12 protein-coding genes and 7 pseudogenes are annotated in these 18,728 nt (G+C 43.2%); 5 read left to right on the forward strand and 14 right to left on the reverse strand.

From position 1 onward, the window contains the following. Positions 1 to 48: 48 nt before the first annotated feature. The 4 genes and pseudogenes from TT11_RS07475 to TT11_RS07490 form a co-directional block, all read right to left on the reverse strand. A pseudogene (locus TT11_RS07475) lies at positions 49 to 425 on the reverse strand (DsrE family protein). A 177-nt stretch (positions 426 to 602) separates the two neighbouring features. Next, the gene (locus tag TT11_RS07480; protein WP_261869869.1) at positions 603 to 1,016 is read right to left on the reverse strand and encodes an acyl-CoA thioesterase; all 414 of its coding nucleotides are present in this window, start codon (positions 1,014 to 1,016) and stop codon (positions 603 to 605) included. Between the two features lie 197 nt (positions 1,017 to 1,213). Then, positions 1,214 to 2,312: pseudogene (locus TT11_RS07485) on the reverse strand (YheT family hydrolase). Positions 2,313 to 2,514: 202 nt separating this feature from the next. Continuing rightward, positions 2,515 to 3,116, reverse strand: a pseudogene (locus TT11_RS07490) (YigZ family protein). Positions 3,117 to 3,312: 196 nt separating this feature from the next. Between TT11_RS07490 and TT11_RS07495 the strand changes: the two are divergent. Both TT11_RS07495 and TT11_RS07500 read left to right on the forward strand, forming a co-directional pair. Beyond that, a pseudogene (locus tag TT11_RS07495) lies at positions 3,313 to 4,018 on the forward strand (pseudouridine synthase). Positions 4,019 to 4,537: 519 nt separating this feature from the next. After that, entirely contained in the window at positions 4,538 to 5,461 is a 924-nt protein-coding gene (locus TT11_RS07500; protein ID WP_261869870.1) for a disulfide isomerase DsbC N-terminal domain-containing protein, read from the forward strand. 155 nt (positions 5,462 to 5,616) lie between these two features. Here TT11_RS07500 and TT11_RS07505 read toward each other — a convergent pair whose 3' ends face one another. Further along, on the reverse strand, positions 5,617 to 6,432 hold the full coding sequence (locus TT11_RS07505; RefSeq protein ID WP_261869872.1) for a DUF2939 domain-containing protein: 816 nt from the start codon (positions 6,430 to 6,432) through the stop codon (positions 5,617 to 5,619). 257 nt (positions 6,433 to 6,689) lie between these two features. Between TT11_RS07505 and dnaJ the strand changes: the two are divergent. The 3 genes and pseudogenes from dnaJ to TT11_RS07520 all read left to right on the forward strand — a co-directional run bounded on the left by dnaJ (position 6,690) and on the right by TT11_RS07520 (position 9,829). Continuing rightward, positions 6,690 to 7,826 (forward strand): annotated as a pseudogene (dnaJ, locus tag TT11_RS07510) (molecular chaperone DnaJ). Positions 7,827 to 7,998: 172 nt separating this feature from the next. Then, entirely contained in the window at positions 7,999 to 8,829 is an 831-nt protein-coding gene (dapB, locus tag TT11_RS07515; RefSeq protein WP_261869874.1) for a 4-hydroxy-tetrahydrodipicolinate reductase, read from the forward strand. 76 nt (positions 8,830 to 8,905) lie between these two features. Further along, positions 8,906 to 9,829 carry a hypothetical protein gene (locus tag TT11_RS07520; RefSeq protein ID WP_261869876.1) on the forward strand — a complete coding sequence of 308 codons (924 nt, stop codon included), beginning with the start codon at positions 8,906 to 8,908 and terminating at the stop codon, positions 9,827 to 9,829. Positions 9,830 to 9,909: 80 nt separating this feature from the next. On the opposite strand, the gene TT11_RS07525 is transcribed toward TT11_RS07520, so the two are convergent. The 9 genes and pseudogenes from TT11_RS07525 to erpA all read right to left on the reverse strand — a co-directional run bounded on the left by TT11_RS07525 (position 9,910) and on the right by erpA (position 18,353). Then, positions 9,910 to 11,091, reverse strand: coding sequence for a type III PLP-dependent enzyme (locus tag TT11_RS07525; protein ID WP_261869878.1), 1,182 nt, complete (start codon positions 11,089 to 11,091; stop codon positions 9,910 to 9,912). 141 nt (positions 11,092 to 11,232) lie between these two features. After that, complete coding sequence (gene def / locus TT11_RS07530) at positions 11,233 to 11,787, reverse strand: peptide deformylase (protein WP_057757649.1); 555 nt, start codon at positions 11,785 to 11,787, stop codon at positions 11,233 to 11,235. A 206-nt stretch (positions 11,788 to 11,993) separates the two neighbouring features. Next, the gene (locus TT11_RS07535; protein ID WP_261869879.1) at positions 11,994 to 12,248 is read right to left on the reverse strand and encodes a GlsB/YeaQ/YmgE family stress response membrane protein; all 255 of its coding nucleotides are present in this window, start codon (positions 12,246 to 12,248) and stop codon (positions 11,994 to 11,996) included. 343 nt (positions 12,249 to 12,591) lie between these two features. Further along, positions 12,592 to 14,073, reverse strand: coding sequence for a UDP-N-acetylmuramate:L-alanyl-gamma-D-glutamyl-meso-diaminopimelate ligase (gene mpl, locus TT11_RS07540; RefSeq protein WP_261869881.1), 1,482 nt, complete (start codon positions 14,071 to 14,073; stop codon positions 12,592 to 12,594). A gap of 262 nt (positions 14,074 to 14,335) precedes the next feature. Further along, positions 14,336 to 14,980 carry a copper resistance protein NlpE gene (locus tag TT11_RS07545; protein WP_261869883.1) on the reverse strand — a complete coding sequence of 215 codons (645 nt, stop codon included), beginning with the start codon at positions 14,978 to 14,980 and terminating at the stop codon, positions 14,336 to 14,338. Positions 14,981 to 15,429: 449 nt separating this feature from the next. Then, positions 15,430 to 15,941, reverse strand: a pseudogene (locus TT11_RS07550) (disulfide bond formation protein B). Between the two features lie 105 nt (positions 15,942 to 16,046). After that, positions 16,047 to 17,314, reverse strand: a pseudogene (gshA, locus tag TT11_RS07555) (glutamate--cysteine ligase). Next, positions 17,314 to 17,619 (reverse strand): hypothetical protein, encoded by a 306-nt coding sequence (locus tag TT11_RS17190; protein WP_370587819.1) that lies wholly within the window; start codon positions 17,617 to 17,619, stop codon positions 17,314 to 17,316. The pseudogene gshA and the gene TT11_RS17190 overlap by 1 nt, the downstream one beginning before the upstream one ends. Positions 17,620 to 17,972: 353 nt before the next feature. After that, positions 17,973 to 18,353, reverse strand: coding sequence for an iron-sulfur cluster insertion protein ErpA (gene erpA, locus TT11_RS07560; protein WP_057757666.1), 381 nt, complete (start codon positions 18,351 to 18,353; stop codon positions 17,973 to 17,975). Positions 18,354 to 18,728: the final 375 nt, after the last annotated feature.

Consider the following 18,728-nt stretch of genomic DNA (forward strand, 5'->3'; position numbering starts at 1 on the left):
AGAAACTGACTCACTTCTATAGCTTGATTAACTGAATTTGCTTATGTCCTAATTCAACTGCAACGACCCTTTCGCATTCATCAACAGCTCAACCACATCATCACCGCTAATCACTTCAAAGCGCTTGTCGATATCTGACTCTTCTACACCGTTGTGTTTCATACAAGCGCCGCAGACCAATACTTGGCCACCTTTTTCGATAAAGCTTCTAGTAACTCACCAGCTGGCTCGAACGGATCGCCGATATCTACATTGTCTAGCGCGTTTGGTTTTGCCAGATGCACCGCATCCACCATTAATATCACAGTAGCAGAATGGCTTTTTTTCAGTGCCACGCCTGCCATGGTAAATGCTAAAGTAATTTTGCTTGGGTTTGATTCGCTATTATCAAATAACGTGCCGACAAAATCCGTCGTGTTAGCCATATTATTCTCCTTATAGGACTATATTTGTTTTGTCTGAGTATGTACTCTCCACTATCCTAACATTTATTATATTTATTTATATAATGAGTTGTTATGAAATAGTAGCTATAAGGTTTCTTGCTTGTACTATCTGTTAGATAAATCAAAAGTGATGGATTTCTAGCTTATAAAGTTAAGTTAGTCAGCTGTATCGACAGGCGGCCACGGACGATCAGCATCACTTTTGATCCACTCAGCCACGTAACCCGTTGGCGGTAGATCCCAGTCAGATTGGCCAAGTGCAGCCAGTACTTGTGCCGTGTCGATCACTCTGCCACCTTTGGTCACACCGGTACGCAGTAGTCCAGATGAGCAGGGCTGGCCCTTGACCCACATTGATTGTTCGATATAGAGCCAGCGCGCATCGATACCGACGATTTTAGTTTTGAGTGTGACTTTTTGAAAGGCGCGAATACGCTTACGGTATTGAATAGTGCTGCCAGCGATGACCAAACCCCAGCGTTGTTTTAACAACTGCTTGCCAAGACCAGTCCGTACTGCAAAGTCCATACGACCCAAATCATAAAGCGTAAATACGCGGCCGTTATTCATCTCCAAAAAAATTATCTATATCGGATAAGCGGCAGCGAAACTGAATCTCACTGGTATCTTTAAATGTCAGTGTGTCGCCCTTTTTGCTTTTAAGGCAGCATGAGCAATGGTGCTAGCATAACGGATAAATGGGTACATAAAACACTCTCAAAAGGTTATAAACATTGGCGTTATTATTTTTTCATTGATGACAGTAATTATTTATTGTTAGAGACTACATCTTGAGATGTTTCGCTAGTAGAAGCCACACCAATCCAATTAAAATAAGCGCTGACCGTCTCAGGTATCCAGTTAATATCGAATTTTGAAGTCTTCGACTCTTTATCATTGGTGACAGACGATTTGCTTTTGGACTGCCCATTGTCTGAGCGATAACGTAGATAACCGATGTGCCACCGTGCTCAGTATCTAAGATAGTGACACTCTCAGAGACATCATTTGGGGTAGCAGTGAAGCCAATAAAAGGATCGTCTTTTGCACTGATTAATAGCAGAGGGTGAGTAACGTTGCGCAAATACGGCATGGCGGACGCGGTATGGTAATAGTCGTTTTTTTGAGCGATATCCGTGACGCGGCGCAGTAAAGATATCATCGAAATCACTGATACGATTGGCAGCTTTGATAGAATTGATCTCATCTTGCGTGAGATCGTTTGCCAATGCTTTTTTGATAATTGGGTTAAGCAGATAAGGCGTATAGATACGATGACTCAAAAAGCTGTGCATAGTAATGGCAGCTGAAGACATATCGACTGGCGCGGAGATGACAACAGCACCTTTACATAGGACTTTGTCCTCATATTCGCCCATGTATTTGGCCAGTGCATTGCCACCTAATGAGACACCAACCGCATAGATATTGGCATACTGCGCACGTAAGTTCTGTAGCGCGTGATGCACCTCGGCAGTATCACCCGCATTATAAAAAAACTCGACCATTAGCTGGAATACCGCCACAACTACGAAAGTGTACCACCACAAAATGCCAGCCTTGCGCATGCATTTGATATGCGAGTGCGCGAGCATAATGGCTATCGCTACTGCCTTCCATACCATGAAATAGCACAATCAATGGGGTTTGCTCAAGCTCGCCATCTTTTGATGCTTCTACAGGATGCGCATCATAAAAGTCATAGGCAATATCGCTCTCGTCCAGTGAGTCTTTTTCGACCACACGGCGGTAGGTCGGTGCCTTTGGCGCAAAAAACTTGGGTAAGATGCTTTGTAGATGGGGATTGATCAGCCAAAATGGCGGCTTAAAAGGTGCTGGAGAAAAAGGTTTGGTTGAAGTTGACATATATTGGTCTTATTTAATAATCGTGGAAAAACAAATAGAGTAGTGTGATAAGGGTTTTTTATCATAACGTCAGTACCTGTGAAAACCAATAATTTTCAGTGAACGCATGATTACTGAAAACAGCTACTGAAAAATCTAACAAATAAATATATTGAAAAGAGAACTATCTGAAACGGCCGATAAGTAGTTAGTCAGAATTTTTTTAGTCTTCTGAATTGTTCAATACTCGACCATCCATCGCAAGTCGCTCTTTTAGGTTTTGGACATCTGCTTTAGCGAGTGTGGCGGTTAAGGTCACTTGTTTGCTATAGGAGACATCGTCGATATGACCGCCAAGGCTCTCTATCATATAGCGGCATTGGGCTTCGGTGGCAAACTCTGCCAGTATCTGAATCTGGGTCATCGGTACATAAGGTTTAGTATCATCTCGTCGACGGCCGCTTGAGCAGAGCCGCATAAGCACGGGTGAGACCGCCAGCACCCAATTTGATACCACCGAAGTAACGCACCACGATGACAATTACGTTGCCGATCGACTTATGCTGCAGTACATTCAATATCGGCCTGCCTGCCGTACCGCTTGGCTCACCATCATCATCGAAACCAGCACTAGTGGTATTATCTGGATCACCGATGATGTATGCCCAGCAGAAATGCCGTGCATCGGGATATTGCTCGCGTAGTTGTTCCACGTGAAACATTGCTTGCCCGCGAGAGGTCACCGGATAGGCATAAGCAATAAACTCAGATTTTTTTAATTTCGAGTCGCGTGGTAACGGCACGTTTTAACGTTTGATAGCTCATATTTCATCAGGCTTAGGTTGGATATGTTAAACTGGTCTGACTTTCACTGGCTTTGTATTGGGCACAGTGTTCATTTAATTTTTCATTATAGTACCATTTCTAACCATCGAAGATAATGAGCCGCTCACGGCTGAGTGCTGGCGTCGTTAATTTCTGATTTAGGGCTGGTATAATAAAACCGATGGTAGTAAATAGTATGCGTTTAGATAAATTCATTAGTAAAGCCACCGAGCTGTCGCGTAAAGAGTCAAAAAAAGATCATGCACGCCGGCGAAATCACCGTAAACGATCAAGTAGTCAAAGATCCTGGCCTACATGTCGATGTGGTCAATGATGATGTGATGTGGGCAGGCGAGCCGTTGTCGGTCGCTGCGGGTAATCGCTATATCTTATTGTATAAGCCTGAAGGCTTCGAGTGCACGCTAAAAGTTAAAGAATATCCAATCGTCACTGAACTGATTGCTGTACCAGAATTGGGCAGCTTGCGTATCGCTGGGCGTCTCGATGTCGATACCACTGGCGCATTGCTGATGAGTGATGATGGCGGCTGGCTGCACCGTGTCACTAGTCCTAAGCACGAGCATGCAAAGGTGTACGAGCTGACTTTGGCAGATGCAATGGATAGTGATGCACAAGAAAAAGCCGTTAAGAAAGTGGCTGAAGGCATCTTGCTTGAAGGGGATTACGAGCCAACCAAGCCTGCTGTTCTTGAGTTCATTGATGAAAAACATGCACGTCTGACATTAGAGCAGGGCAAATACCATCAGGTCAAACGTATGATGGGTTACTTCGGTAATCGAGTCACTGAGCTGCACCGCGCTAGTATCGGTCATATCAATCTAGAAGGCCTAGAAAAAGGCGATAGCCGTTTCTTAACGCCAGAAGAAGTTGCCAAGTTTTAAGAAGTAAGCACTGAAATTATTAAGCCTTTGCATTGATACTCGTATTAAAATTATCGTTTTAAACCCATTAGCAGCCGCTACCCAGTGTGCTGCTTTTTGCGGTCTGCTATATTGTATTTATGTCTACTATCTACTGTGTTGCCTATCTCTTAAAGCCAAGTAGCAGTTTTGCGATATTAGCCATTTTTTTACTTTGCAAAACTATCCCATATGCTACAGTCTTTTTTTATCTATATTTTTATGACAGACAACCCTTAAACCAATTCCAGAAATCTGACTAATCAGAAAATGGATTGCTACCTTTCAGTGAGTGGTAGCTTTGGAATTGGTCTTAATATCGAAAATCGTCATGATTAAAAACCAGATAGGAATCTCTCTGTGACATTACCTGTATTAAAGTCCGCTAGCCTAATCAGCGTCATACTATTAGCAACCACTGCTTGCGCTCAGCCAAGTTCAGCGGATGCTAATAGCAATAACGTAACGCAAAACACTACAAATTTTTAAGTAGCTCAAACAGTGAATGCGACTGTCGATAAGCGTTTGCGTCAAATATTGACCCAAGCAGGCATCAAAACACAGATTACTTCTATTTTGCCGTCCAAACTGCCCAATATGTATCAAGTCAATTTGGCTGGCCAGTTGCCGCTGCACATCACCGAAGATGGTCGCTACGTCATTCAGGGTGAGCTACAGAAGAATCCAAGTAAGCAAGTTGTCACCAAAACACCATTACGTAGCACGAGTGCGCAGGTAGGCGAACCTGTCATTGCCTCAGTCAAATCAAATATGCTAGAAAATATGGCTGCGCTTAAGAACATGAGTGCTAAAACCCCCTTCTTTTATACCGCAGTACCGGGTGTCATCTGGGGCGCAACGCTAGAAGGGGTGCCGTTTTTACTATCGGACGATGCGCAGTATATTACCGATGGCGAAATATCAGTCATCGAAAATGGTCAGTTTATCGGCCTTGATGAGAACTTTGAAAAACATAAAAACCAGTCTGTGTTTGCGTCATTGGACAAAAGCCAACTGATTACTTATCCAGCAACCACTACTGAAAGAGCCGTTATCTATGTGGCGGATGATGTGAATTGCCCTTACTGCCGCCGACTGCATCAGAAAGTGCCCTCGCTCAATGCAAAAGGCGTGACGGTCAATGTCATCGGCTATCCGATATATGAGGCGTCACCGAAGCAGATGCGTGGTATCTGGTGCCAAGCGGATGAAGACAGTCGTCGACAGGCATTTGATAAGGCGATGCTACAGGGTGAAATGACATCTGCATCAGCAAGTTGTACAGTTGACCATGTGATACCCAATCGTGAAAAAGCCGCTGGACTCGCGGTGATGGCGACACCTGCAATCTACCGTGAAGATGGCGTGCTATATCAGGCGAGTTTTGAGAGTCCAGAATTTCTAGAATTCTTGGGCGTTGAATAATCGACTGGTATGGTTAAATGTTTCAATAATTCAAAACTTTAAGGTATTGGACTGCTAAACAACGTAAAAAAAACCGCCTTATGAATCAGTTCATAAGGCGGTTTTTTATGGTTCTATTCAGACATTTTTGCATCTCAAAAGCTGTCTTAAATAATTTATGGTAAGACGATATCAACGATTTTCCAATTGATAAGCCCTTCACGCTGCATCTCGATAGTGAGAGGGTAGCCTTTTACCTGACCACTAATACTAAAGCAATTAATACCGCAGTAGCTAAGCGTTGGCTTTTCACTGTCATTGCCTTGGGCTACTTGCTGCTCAAGTTCTGCCGCTTGTTTTTTCATGACTTGCTGTATTTGGCTTTTGACCACGGCATCGACATCACCGCGCTGAATGATTAAGCTTTGAATTAGGTTTTTCAAGTCAACTTGATCGCTAGCGATGGCCCATGCTGCGGCTAGCTCTTTGGTTGCTGTATTGGCTTGACCTTGGGTATTAATCACTTTTTCGATATTTTGCGGCGTGATGGCCCCTTCAACTGCCTGCGCGATAAAACCATTCGCGGCTTGGGTCAACGGCTCACCACCCAATTCAGAAATTAGTGGGTACTTAGTCATTGTCGTCGCAAATTGGCTGGTTAGCTGATTTTGGACGCTTGGTCGCACTTGCTCATAATCAATAGCCGCTGCGATAGTGGCACCGTCTTTATCATCATAAGCGTTTTTGAGCTGATAAGCGCTGTAATAAGGCGAGCCTGCATACACTGCTACCGCAATGATGATTAATAGAATAACCAGCTTTTTCATAAGACTTGATACCTTGTCGCAATCGTCATCACTATGAGTATAAATGACCGTAGATGTGGCGGTAAATATTAGCACGACTGGGCACCGCTCAGGTACGAAAAGCTTTGCAGTAACCTTAATAAATCGTTTGGCTTTTGCCGCAGCAATGCCAACTGCTAATTTCATTATTTAAGAGCTTGATAAATCAGCAGACCATCTCCATAAATAGCGCAAACTTTTTATAATTGATTTGGCTAAGTAGCCTTCACCGTATTTGTTGGTTAAGTTTAAGCATCATGGTTCTATAGCATGTGAGTTGTAATGTTTCATGTGAAACGCTATACGTATCCGTTAGCTAAGAGTCATGAATAAGATTAAGACAATTATCAATTGAGCTGATGATTTGACGAACCGGTGTGGCTGTAAAGACGATAGGAGAGAGCATGAGTAAGCGCGATTTTTATGAAATATTAGGTGTCAGCAAGACCGCTGACAGCAAAGAAATTAAGCGAGCCTACCGTAAGCTTGCCATGAAATACCATCCAGATCGCAACTCTGATGATCCTGATTCGGAAGACAAATTCAAAGAAGCTTCAATGGCTTATGAAGTATTGAGCGATGAAGAGAAACGTTCGGCCTACGACCGTATGGGCCATGCAGCCTTTGAAAACGGCATGGGTGGCGGCGGCTTCGGCGGCGCAGGTGGCGGTAACTTCCAAGATATCTTCGGCGATATCTTTGGTAACTTCGGTGATATTTTCGGTCAGCAGCGTGGTGGCGGCGGTGGGCGTTCGCGTCGCGGCTCTGACTTGCGTTATGTGATTGAGCTGACATTAGAAGAAGCTGTACGTGGCTGCAAAAAAAGAAATCAGTTTCACGGCTCCTGCGCCTTGTGATACTTGTGATGGTAAAGGGGCAAAAAAATGCTTCTGATGTGGTCACCTGTCAGACTTGTCATGGTCAAGGCCAAGTACGTATGCAGCAAGGTTTCTTTGCGGTACAGCAAGCTTGTCCTCATTGCGGCGGTACTGGTAAACAGATCAAAAACCTTGTTCGGACTGTCATGGCAATGGCGTAAAAGACAAATCACGCACGTTAGAAGTCTCTATCCCTGCAGCGTCGATGATGGTGATCGCGTTCGTCTAGCAGGCGAGGGCGAAGCGGGCGGCGCTGGCGTACAAAACGGCGATCTATATGTCGAAGTACGCGTCAAACAGCACAATGTATTCACCCGTCAAGGTGCTGACCTATATATGGATGTACCGGTAAGTATCACTGATGCAGCATTGGGTAAAGAAGTCGAAATCCCAACCTTAGATGGCAAAGTGAAAATCAAAGTGGCAGAAGGTACGCAAAGCGGTAAATTACTGCGTGTACGCGGCAAAGGCGTAACGCCAGTCCGTACTACCATGAAAGGTGACTTGATTTGCCGTGTGGTTATCGAAACGCCAGTGAATCTGACTCGTGAGCAAAAAGACTTGCTACGCCAATTCCAAGACACTTTGGATGACGATAGCAAGCATCAACAGTCGCCACATAAAAAGTCATTCTTCAAGAAAATCGGCGACTTGTTCGATTAAGAAACAGTCTAACTAAGTAGCTAGTATTAAACTAAGCCCAAAGGTTTCACATGAAACCTTTGGGCTTTTTATTGATGGTATAAAAAGCCATTCATGTGATGATATTTGCTAAACTTACGATAAATATGGTCAAAAATAATTTCACCAAATATAAAACATCTAAGGTAAAAACATGAGCGAACAATCGAATAATAAATCTATCAACGTTGGGGTAATCGGTGCAGGCGGGCGTATGGGTCGTATGCTTATTGAGGCAGTACAGAATAACCCGCAAACTACATTAAAAGCAGCGATTGAGCGTCAAGGCTCTAGCCTAGTCGGTGCTGATGCCGGCGAAGTTGCTGCTATCGGCCATTTAAATGTGCAAATCGTTGATGACTTAGCCGCTGTGATTGATGATATTGATGTACTGATTGATTTTAGCTTGCCTGACGCCACTGAAAAAAACATGCAAGTTTGTGCTGAGCATAATGTAGCTATGGTCATCGGTACCACAGGATTCAATGAACAGCAAGAACAAGTACTGGCAAAAGCAAGTGAGAAAATAACTATCGTATATGCGGGCAACTATTCGACAGGCGTTAATTTATCATTGAAGCTACTCGGTATGGCTGCCAAAGCGTTTGGTAATGATGCTGATGTAGAAATCATTGAGGCACATCATAAGCATAAAATTGATGCGCCTTCTGGTACGGCGTATATGATGGCCGAAGCCGTCGCGGAAGCGCGCGGACAGAACCTAAAAGACGTCGCTATTTATGGCCGCGAAGGACAAACTGGCGAGCGCAAATCTGGAACAATTGGTATTCATGCAGTACGTGGTGGCGAAATCGTAGGCGACCATACTGTGATGTTCATCGCAGATGGTGAAGTGGTTGAGATTACCCATCGTGCACGTGCGCGCATGACATTTGCCGCTGGTGCAGTGCGTGCCGCAACTTGGGTCGTTGAGCAGGAAGTAGGTCAGTACAACATGCAAGATGTACTTGGATTAAGTGACTAACGACTATTTATAGTTAATGGTTGATGATTGACTATAGCGTGATGACTGATGACTTAATAGCAGCAAGGGAGCAGGTATGAATAGTATCAAACGTTATGTTAGGCATAAACTGATAAATACTTTTTGTACCACCAACCTTGCAAGCCTATCAGCCTTTGCACTGAGTCTAGCGGTTCTACCAGTAACCGTACAAGCCAGTACTTCTCAAACCTATGTTATCCATACTTATGGTGGGGCTAATCTGTTACCTGCAGTAAGGCAGCAATTAAATAGTAGCGCAGACGGTGGTACGGTGACTACCTATCAAGATAAACTGGTACTGCGGACGACCGCACGTAATTATCAGGTAGTACAGCAGTTATTGTCTCAGATTGACCGTCAGCCACAGGCATTGACGGTCGCCGTACGTGTTGGCAATAGTAGTAGCGAGCAAGGTAATATTCACCAAAGTCAGGTCATTATTACCAATCGCGGTATCCAAGGTGCAGGGGTTATTAGTCAGCGTAGCAGCCAGCAGCAGAGTAGTAATCTATATCAAGTACAAACACTATCTGGCAGTGCGGCGAGTATCAGCACAGGTACGCTCTACTCACTGACTCAAACCTATAATACTAATAATCATTCAACTTATCATCGTTCAGCTAGTCACGACTTCAAACCACAGATCGTGATTCAGCAGCAAATACTACTGCCAACGACACAAGGGATTGCCGTCACACCAAGACTGTTGCCTAGCGGGCAGGTGGAAATACAACTCTCCCAAGTAGAAGAAAGGTTAGTGCAGCTGAATTCACCTTATAATCAAATGAGTTCTACTAATAATACTAACAGTGCTAGCAATGCTATTCGAGGTCAAAGATTGAACAGTACGATGATCGTGCCACGTGGACAATGGGTAACGATTGGACAGATTTCACAAAACTCAAGCAGTAGTACCAGTAACGGTAGCCGAACTATTAATAACAACAATAGCGTGCCTATTTCCTTACGAGTTGACTAGTTATGAAATCGTTACGTACAAAAAAAAGCGCGATACGGGTATTAACCGTGCCGCGCTTTTTTGTGGAGTAGCATTAAGTACTAGTCAATATAAACCACTTCTAGCGGTGGGAAACCATTGAACTCTACCGATGAGTACGAATTGGTATAAGCACCAGTAGTGAGCCAGTAGATTTTATCACCAATCTCAAGCTCTTCTGGTAGCTGATAACCTGCTTCTTCATACATAATATCAGTTGAATCACAGGTTGGGCCTGCCAGTACTACTGTACCTTCGCTGGTAGACGTCTCCATCTTAGGCGTATAGACAGGGTACTTGATAGCTTCACCTAGCGTCTCGATTAAGCCTTGGAATAGACCAACGTCGGTATATACCCAACGAGTCAAATCGGTATCAGACTTACGAGAGATCAGTACCACATCACTGACCAAAACGCCTGAACCACCAACCAACGAACGACCCGGCTCTAAAATAATCTCCGGCATGTCGTCATCATTATAGTCGTCAGTCAGATAGCTGGTAATCTCTTCCGCATAGACTTTGATAGGGTTGACTTCGCTGATGTAATTAGTCGGGAAGCCGCCGCCCAAATTAATCATTTGTAGCTTGATGCCTTCTTCGTTCTTCATCCAGTCAAACATATATTTAACTTTGGATAATGCATCATCCCATGCAGCGACGTCTTTTTGCTGGCTACCGACGTGGAACGAGATACCATAAGGAACCAAGCCCAACTCACGTGCTTGAACCAGTAGGTCGATTGCCATATTAGGGTGGCAACCAAACTTACGTGATAATGGCCACTCTGCTGTCTCTGAGCCTTGAACCAAGATACGAACAAATATTTTAGAACCTGGAGCGTGTTTGGCAATGTTTTTTAGATCCGCTTCTGAGTCAGTCGCATATAGATCGATGCCTTTCTCAAAAGCATATTTGACATGCTCAGCTTTTTTTGATGGTGTTGCCATATGAGATACGAGATGCTCAACGCCGCAACCAAGCACGCGATCAAGCTCATAGATAGAGGCGCAGTCAAAGTTTGAACCAAGGTTTGCCAATAGGTCGATTACTTCCACCGCAGGGCTAGCTTTCATTGCATAATGCAGTTTTGCATTAGGAAACAGGCTTACCATTTCATGGTATTTGGTTTCGATACGACTAAGGTCAACTACTAAAAAAAGGCGTCTCGCGACCTTCAGCAGCTTGGTAAATTTCTGCCAGCTGGCAGGTTCAAAATATTGGTCAATTTTGATCATTGTCATAGTAGTAAACCTTTTGTGGAAACTGTATCGGTTAGAAAAATTATCGCCAAACAGTGAATGCTAAATATTAACACCCACTGTAGACGTAACTATGTGAACGATAAAGACGAAATAAAAAAGATAAGAATAAAGAGTAGGGCTTTAAGAATTGACGGCTTGTGTCTGTTTTTCTGCTGATTGAGCTTCTTGCTTTTCGCGTATTTTAAGAACTTTGCGAACTTTATCACGAGCACGAGTCTGTTTAAGACGAGACAAGTAGTCAACGAAGATTACGCCATTTAGGTGATCCATTTCATGCTGGATACAAACAGCAAGCAGTCCTTCAACGACTTCGTCGATGACCTCACCGTTACCGTCTAACGCTTCAATACGGACTTTATTAGGACGCTCGACCTTGTCATAGACATCAGGTACAGATAAGCAGCCTTCTTCATACGGTTGCTTTTCTTCTACCAGTGGCGTGACTTTTGGATTGATAAAAACTCTAGGAGAGCTTTTGTCTTCAGACAAATCCATAACGATAAGCTGAATATGATGATCCACTTGACTGGCTGCAAGCCCAATGCCTTGAGCATCATACATCGTCTCGATCATGTCTGCGATTAAGGTTTTGATTTCAGCAGTCACTTCCTTGACAGGCTTGGCGATAGTACGCAAGCGAGGATCTGGGTAACTTAAGATAGGGAGTAGTGCCATAACGCTCACCTCAATGATAGGGACAAAATAGGGTTGGTATTATAAGATAAATGGGGACAAAAGTAATGCTTATCAATACTTTCCTGTTCATATCAGGTTTTATAAGTCTGTAGAATAGAGAGGCTTATGTTTATTGATACAAAAAAAACTCGCTTAGTGCGAGGCTTCTTTGATTGTTTTGTGTGACTGCTAACTATATGCGGTCATTAGGCACGGCGTTTGCTTACAATCATTTCATATAAGAACAGTAGGATAATTGCACCAATTACTGAGAATATAAGACCAGTGAAACCGCCATCAGCGTTAATACCAATTAGGCCAGCTAGGAAACCACCTAGCATTGCACCAACGATACCCAATACGATAGTCATAATCCAACCCATAGGGTCGTTACCTGGTTTGATGGCACGTGCTAATAAACCTGCGACTAAACCTACAATAATCATCCAAATAAAGCTCATGTTATTCTCCTAATATTATTAATATTTATAATGTGTTACAAGTTTTGATAAGCCTATTGTAAACACTCCCCGGACGCAAAAGTAAACATAAAATGTTACTACTGTAGGGGCTATGTGAGGAAAAAGTCCGATTTGCTATTGAGTAAGAGCAATAAGTAAACGAAAGGTTACAAAGGTAGCAGTGGTGCTAACAGCGTTTATCAACGTGGTACTTGTAAGGCTGAATCCATATAATGAAGATATGTAAATATTAGAAATAAAAAAAACGCAGCCATCTATTAGATGAGCTGCGTTTGTATAGAGAAAAATAAGAAAAGCTATTTCTTGATTCTAGCTAAAAGCGTTAGCCATTATGCAATGCGGTTAATAAACGCTGATGAATCCCTTCAAAACCGCCATTTGACATAACCACAATCGCATCACCTGCTTTTGCATGACCGCTGATATGCTCAATGATAGCATCAATGCTTGATAGCACTTGTTGGTTGCCGATAGAGTCGCTAGTAGATTTAGCTTGTTCGATGACCTCTTTTAAGCCCCATTCCAGACCAGTAGGCTCGTACCATAACGTGTAGTCAGCAAGTGCCGCTGATTGAGCCAAGCTGTCTTGATGAATACCCATTTTCATGGTGTTACTACGCGGCTCAATGATAGCCCAAATGCGTCTATCAGACAGCTTCTTTTTGGTACCATCCAATGTGGTCGTAATAGCCGTTGGATGATGGGCAAAATCATCAAAGACTAAGATATCATTGACGTCGCCGATCAGCTCCATCCGACGCTTGATACCAGCGAAATCTGATAAAGCAGCACAAGCAGTCTCAACACTGACACCAACATCATAGGCCGCAGCCACAGCAACTAACGCGTTATTGACGTTATGGATGCCGCTCATTGACCAGTTTACGATAGCAGTTGCCTCTCCATTAGCGGCAAAATTAACTTTAAACTGGCTGCCGTCTTCTTGAATTAGCTCAGCTTGCCAATCGCTACTATCTTTCAGAGCACGCGCGTTTTCACTGGTATCAGCTAAAGTAGAGTCGATGACGGCAGTACGCCAGATAGGTGTCCAAACCCCTTTTGCTAGCGTATCTTCTAGACTAATGGTCGCGGCTGGCATGATGATTTTGCCAGTGCTTGGAATCATACGCACCATATGGTGGAACTGAGTTTGTATCGCATTAAGATCTGCGAAGATATCTGCATGATCAAACTCAAGGTTATTCAAAATAGCAGTGCGTGGACGATAGTGAACGAACTTCGAACGCTTATCAAAGAAGGCAGAATCGTACTCATCTGCTTCAATCACAAAGTAACCAGATTTATCATCAGCGCTTTTATCAGCACCCAAATAGCTGCTGTGGGCAAACACTTGCTGTAGCTGCTCGTCAGTCGTATCAACTAGTGGTACACCGCCAATTAAAAACCCTGCATCAATACCAGCATAATGTAATATCCACGCAAGCATAGTCGTGGTTGTGGTCTTACCATGCGTACCTGCAACGGCGATTACGTGACGTGACTGTAATACTTGCTCAGATAAAAACTGCGGACCTGAGGTATAGCGCAAGCCATTATCTAGCATGTACTCAATCACATCCATGCCACGCTTCATCGCGTTCCCAACGACGACTAAGTCTGGCGTTGGTTGCAAATGTTCTACCAGATAGCCTTCTTCGATAGTCACGCCAGCATTTTCGAGTTGAGTGGACATAGGAGGATAGACATTGGCATCTGAACCTGTGACCGTATGCCCAAGCGCACGTGCTAGCAATGCCAGTGAGCCCATAAAAGTACCACAAATACCAAGGATATGAATATGCATAGACGTTCCGTACGCGCTTGAATGAAAAGAATAGAGAGCTGATAAAATAAAGTATGAGGTGCCTAGCTGTTATCAGTAAAAATAACCACTTTGATTAACAACGACCAATATATCAGCTTGGCAAACAAGCAATCATTGTAAAGTAAAGCCTGTTCGATGACCAATAAAAAAACGCCTAACAAGTAGGCGCTATGTAGCTAATGTAATTTAGTCATTTTAGTATGCAGCGATACGCCAACTAACAGTCAGCATGATGACGCTTTTATTTTCGTGATAACGTATAGTCATCCTCTAAATTATCGTGCTCATCGATCCGTATCAAATGATTGTCTTGGATATGATAGGTCTCGATATTTTTCCCTTCATAGACAATGGTGATTTTATCATTGTCTTGTCGGTAGATGCCCGATTCGAGTAGAGGTGTTTTTGGTTTTTCAGGATTATGATAATAACTTGATTTTAGTACGGAACCATCAGCGAATAGGTTCAATGTAACGTCGATACTATCGCAATCTGTACAAGAGACCATGCCGCCATAATCGCCCATCAATGTCGCTTGCAGCATACTGCTTTTCGCTTCTGATCGCTCCATAGAGCTGTCTGCATAGGTATTTTTATTTGATTGAGCAGCAGCAATTAATGATTGCCCTTCCACCATTTCGCCTGTCTCATCATTATTCGCTAGCTCAGCACTCTCAATATTGTCATCTTGAAAAGATTGTGAAGCACCCTGTGGTTCAGAGTTAGTAGTAGCGAACGTAGATACCATGTCTTTTTCGGTGTTAGATGAGGCACTATCACAGCCTACGAGTAGCACGCATAGTGACGCTACAAGTAACGATGGACGCCACCGTTTTACGATAGCAAGCGTAGTAGAGCGAACGGGAGCAAAATATATCATGGTCATACCAAAAACAGTTTTTAACAAGTATTTTTCAAGCTCATCTATACTATCGACAACGTAAAGCCATTGTCAAAGATAAGGATAATAAGGCATGGGCGCGTAGTAATAATATAAATTAAGAACTTGACAGCATTATCTTATATTCAAAATACAGATAGCTTATGAGTAGAAAGCGACAAATATCTAATGCTTATCCGTTTATAAGGTAAGCTGACTAAAGATATCAAAGGCTTGAAAATATCTCTGTGGGCTTTTTGTTGTTGGCCTTATATCTAAAAGGCATAAGTCGACATTAGCGATACCTGTTGGTAACGCTAATATGGTTTATAAGGGCGGGTTTATAAGGGCGGGTTAATAGTAGACAAAAAACAGACATCGTATCGAAGATAGCAATGTCTGTTTTAAAAGCAGAACTAGGAAAGAAACCTAACGTCTTATTGAGTCATAAGATACTACTTGGAAGATTTTACGATACGCATTAATATCAAGACATGTACGATCAGCAGCACACTAAATAGAATCAACGACTGCTCAGGAATACTTAATCCCATAAGCATCCAATCAACAGAGGCGCATTCGCCAGATCCTGCAAATACTTCTTTGAATACTTGTAGGATAGGGAGGGTATCAAGCCAATAGTTCAGTCCTGGACCACAAGAAGGTACTTGGTCAGCAGGCAAGTGTTGCAGCCATACATGGCGTGCTGCTACTGCGGTTGCCCAGCCGATACCTAATAGCTACCAAGCCATAATAGTAGTCTTATCACTTTAGACTTAGGATTAAACAACGCTGATATCAGGGCAAAACCGCCCATGACGATCAAGCCAACACGCTGAAAAATACAGAGCGGGCAAGGTGAAAGCCCTAAATGACGCTGTAAATAAAACAGCGCAAAGCTCATGCCTATCACGGCCATTATCACCAAAAATACTTGCAGGTTACGGTAAGTGGTTAGCTGTCGCATTGTGCGGTTACTCTTATGGGTTTATCTATAATAGATGTGGGGTAGCAATCCAGATTAAACAGTCAAAATTGCACAGTCAGGACTTAGTAATTAATAACTAGCAACTTAGCGATACTGCTGTAAAAATTCCGCAAAGTCTTCTGTTTCAGACTGCTCAATCTCAGCTTGCTGCAAGATAGATTTTTCTGCCAATACCTCGTATTTCGCTTGAGTGTTTGGACTAAGTGTCTGCTGTAGTAAAGACTCGCGATGCTGCTGAGCCAACGTAAATCCAAGCTGCCATAAGCTGCCTAAGCGTTTGCTGTCGGAATTTACTTGTGCAGAGATAGTCGACTCAGAGTGTCCTGCTTTGCCCTGCATCAATGCTACGGCTGCGCGGTAATCGTTACCACCGTAATGAGCATCAAGCAGTGCAGCAAGCGGCTGCATACGCTTTAGATGCGCGAGCATCCAGCTTTCGAGTGACTGCTCTTGGCCATTATTGATAATGTGCAAATCATCACGGCGACCTTCATTGACCACACGTTCAAGATTAATAGCGAGCGTGTCTTCTTCTTCAGGTAGCAGGTCTGGTGAGTCACTAAACAGACAATACAGCGCCATTACTTCCAAGAAGCAAGCACTAGAGAGGCGAATACCTACGTCACTATATGGATCAAGATCGATAGCGCGGAACTCAACATAAGCGATACCGCGACGCTCAAGCGCTTCGGTTGGTGTTTCACGCTCATTGCGATTTGTTTAGGACGAATAGGGCTGTAGTACTCGTTTTCTATTTGTAGAATATGATTGTTAATTTGGATCGGGTTACCATCTTCGTCTTCTAAGCCAAGCTTAGCAAAGCTCTCGTGCGGCGTTTGAATGGCACGGCGTAGACCATCGACATACTCTGGCAGATAGTTGTAACGGATATCAAGCTGCTCTTGCACGCTATTTGTATAGCCAAGCTTGCCCATACGCAGGCTAGTCGCAGCAGGTTTGTAATAGGTCGAATCATTGAGCAATTCTAAATCGTGCTCACGCCCTGCCAAGAAACAAGGACATACGCTCGGACTGGCACCCAGTAAATATAAAACAAGGCTGGTTAGACGTTTAAAGTTACGAATCAACCCTAAGTATTTCTCGTTTTTGAACTCTGTCAATGTCTGGTTTTGGGCAGTCGATGTTTGGGCTTGCCATGTCTCAAACAACGTATCACCAAAAGACAAGTTGTAATGTAGACCAGCAATCGTCTGCATGCGGCGACCATAGCGGATACCAAGGCCACTACGATATAGGGTTTTTAGCTTACCCGTATTAGAGCTACCATAATCAGCTAGTGGAATATCTTCATCTTTAGAAGACAACATACAAGGCATCGATAATGGCCACATCAGCTCACCTTCAGGTATGCCTGATAGACCAATACGTGCAATTGGCGCAGCATATTGAGGGTCTCTTTTGGTGAGGATTTTGGTTCAGTGATGAGCTCAAGCAGACTTTCTGAGTAATCGGTAGTAATAAAAGGATGGGTAAGTTTTGATCCAAGTTTGGCTGGATGCGGGGTCTGTGCCAAGAAACCATCAGGCTTTACGCGCAGGCCCTCTTTTTCAATACCGCGGAGCATACCCGTTAAGTGTTGGCTATCAAACCAATTAGGGATCTCGAAATTAACAAAGCTACTCGCAAAATTACTCATAATAGTCATCTATTGTTATTTATTATGGCGGATCAAAACACGATAAGCGTTTGTCCATAAAATAGGTAAATGTTAGGTCAATAATTCCGTCAGTTTAGCTCAAAGCTGTCTTGAAAACCACGGACAATTACAAATACGATAAGCTTTAGGCAAAGCGATTTGTGAGGATTTTGACCCTGTTTTTAATACAAATTCATCTCGAATATAGCGTTATTCTAGCCAGACAGTTTGATAAAAAAAGCATCTACCTGAGAGATAGATGCTTTGTTCATTATGCCTACAAGCCATTTGACATAGTGTTCGCACACTATCGCATTATCTGAATAATCATAGCGCGACCGCGTCTATTTGGCTTATATAGAGAATGACGAACCGCAGCCGCACGTGGTCGTGGCATTTGGATTGGTCACCACAAAACGTGCCCCTTCCAGTCCTTCAGTATAGTCAACGGTCGAGCCTTGCAAGTATTGATAGCTTAGCGAATCGACGACTAACGTCACATCACCATTATCAAAATTGGCATCGTCTTCGTTTAGATCATTGGCAAAGTTAAACCCGTAAGAGAAACCAGAACAACCGCCACCTGTCACATAGACACGTAACATAAGATCGCTATCGCCTTCTTCTTCGCGTAGACGGCGTACTTTTTGCGCCGCACTATCAGTTAGGCTTAATACGGTTGGGTCTACTGGTTGGCTTGAGCTTGGACTAAATTGGTTGGCTGATTCGTTCATATCTACCTCAGTTGCTAGGATCAAATGCGGTCGTCGTCCTGTTTGGGTTTGCAATAGGGTACTTGCAAATAAAGATACGCACGGCGTTTGATTTAATTGGGTGCTGTCATTATGGCAAAGCTATTGGTGCATTATAAACTGTTTGTGCAATTTCAAAATAGTATTTGTGCCACTACAATATTTTATTGGCTCTATTGATGGTGGGTACTTATCTTTTAGCAGTATATCATAATGGGGGTGCTGATTCGTTTGTCAAGAGTGATGTAACTACTGAATTTTACTAATGAATAGCAGTGATCTAATTTTGATATTGTATTTTTTTCAAACAATTGCGTCAATGGGCTAAACCAATAACCAGACTAAAAAAATAATAGC

The organism is Psychrobacter sp. JCM 18901, assembly GCF_000586435.1.
Classification (GTDB): Bacteria; Pseudomonadota; Gammaproteobacteria; order Pseudomonadales; family Moraxellaceae; genus Psychrobacter.

Excerpts from the sequence above, each read along its gene's own strand:
- def (WP_057757649.1), bottom strand. The coding sequence starts at position 11,787 with ATGGCACTACTCCCTATCTTAAGTTACCCAGATCCTCGCTTGCGTACT.
- TT11_RS07525 (WP_261869878.1), bottom strand. The coding sequence starts at position 11,091 with ATGACAATGATCAAAATTGACCAATATTTTGAACCTGCCAGCTGGCAG.
- TT11_RS07505 (WP_261869872.1), bottom strand. The coding sequence starts at position 6,432 with ATGAAATTAGCAGTTGGCATTGCTGCGGCAAAAGCCAAACGATTTATT.
- TT11_RS07535 (WP_261869879.1), bottom strand. The coding sequence starts at position 12,248 with ATGAGCTTTATTTGGATGATTATTGTAGGTTTAGTCGCAGGTTTATTA.
- TT11_RS07480 (WP_261869869.1), bottom strand. The coding sequence starts at position 1,016 with ATGAATAACGGCCGCGTATTTACGCTTTATGATTTGGGTCGTATGGAC.
- erpA (WP_057757666.1), bottom strand. The coding sequence starts at position 18,353 with ATGAACGAATCAGCCAACCAATTTAGTCCAAGCTCAAGCCAACCAGTA.
- dapB (WP_261869874.1), top strand. The coding sequence starts at position 7,999 with ATGAGCGAACAATCGAATAATAAATCTATCAACGTTGGGGTAATCGGT.
- TT11_RS17190 (WP_370587819.1), bottom strand. The coding sequence starts at position 17,619 with ATGAGTAATTTTGCGAGTAGCTTTGTTAATTTCGAGATCCCTAATTGG.
- TT11_RS07520 (WP_261869876.1), top strand. The coding sequence starts at position 8,906 with ATGAATAGTATCAAACGTTATGTTAGGCATAAACTGATAAATACTTTT.
- TT11_RS07545 (WP_261869883.1), bottom strand. The coding sequence starts at position 14,980 with ATGACCATGATATATTTTGCTCCCGTTCGCTCTACTACGCTTGCTATC.
- mpl (WP_261869881.1), bottom strand. The coding sequence starts at position 14,073 with ATGCATATTCATATCCTTGGTATTTGTGGTACTTTTATGGGCTCACTG.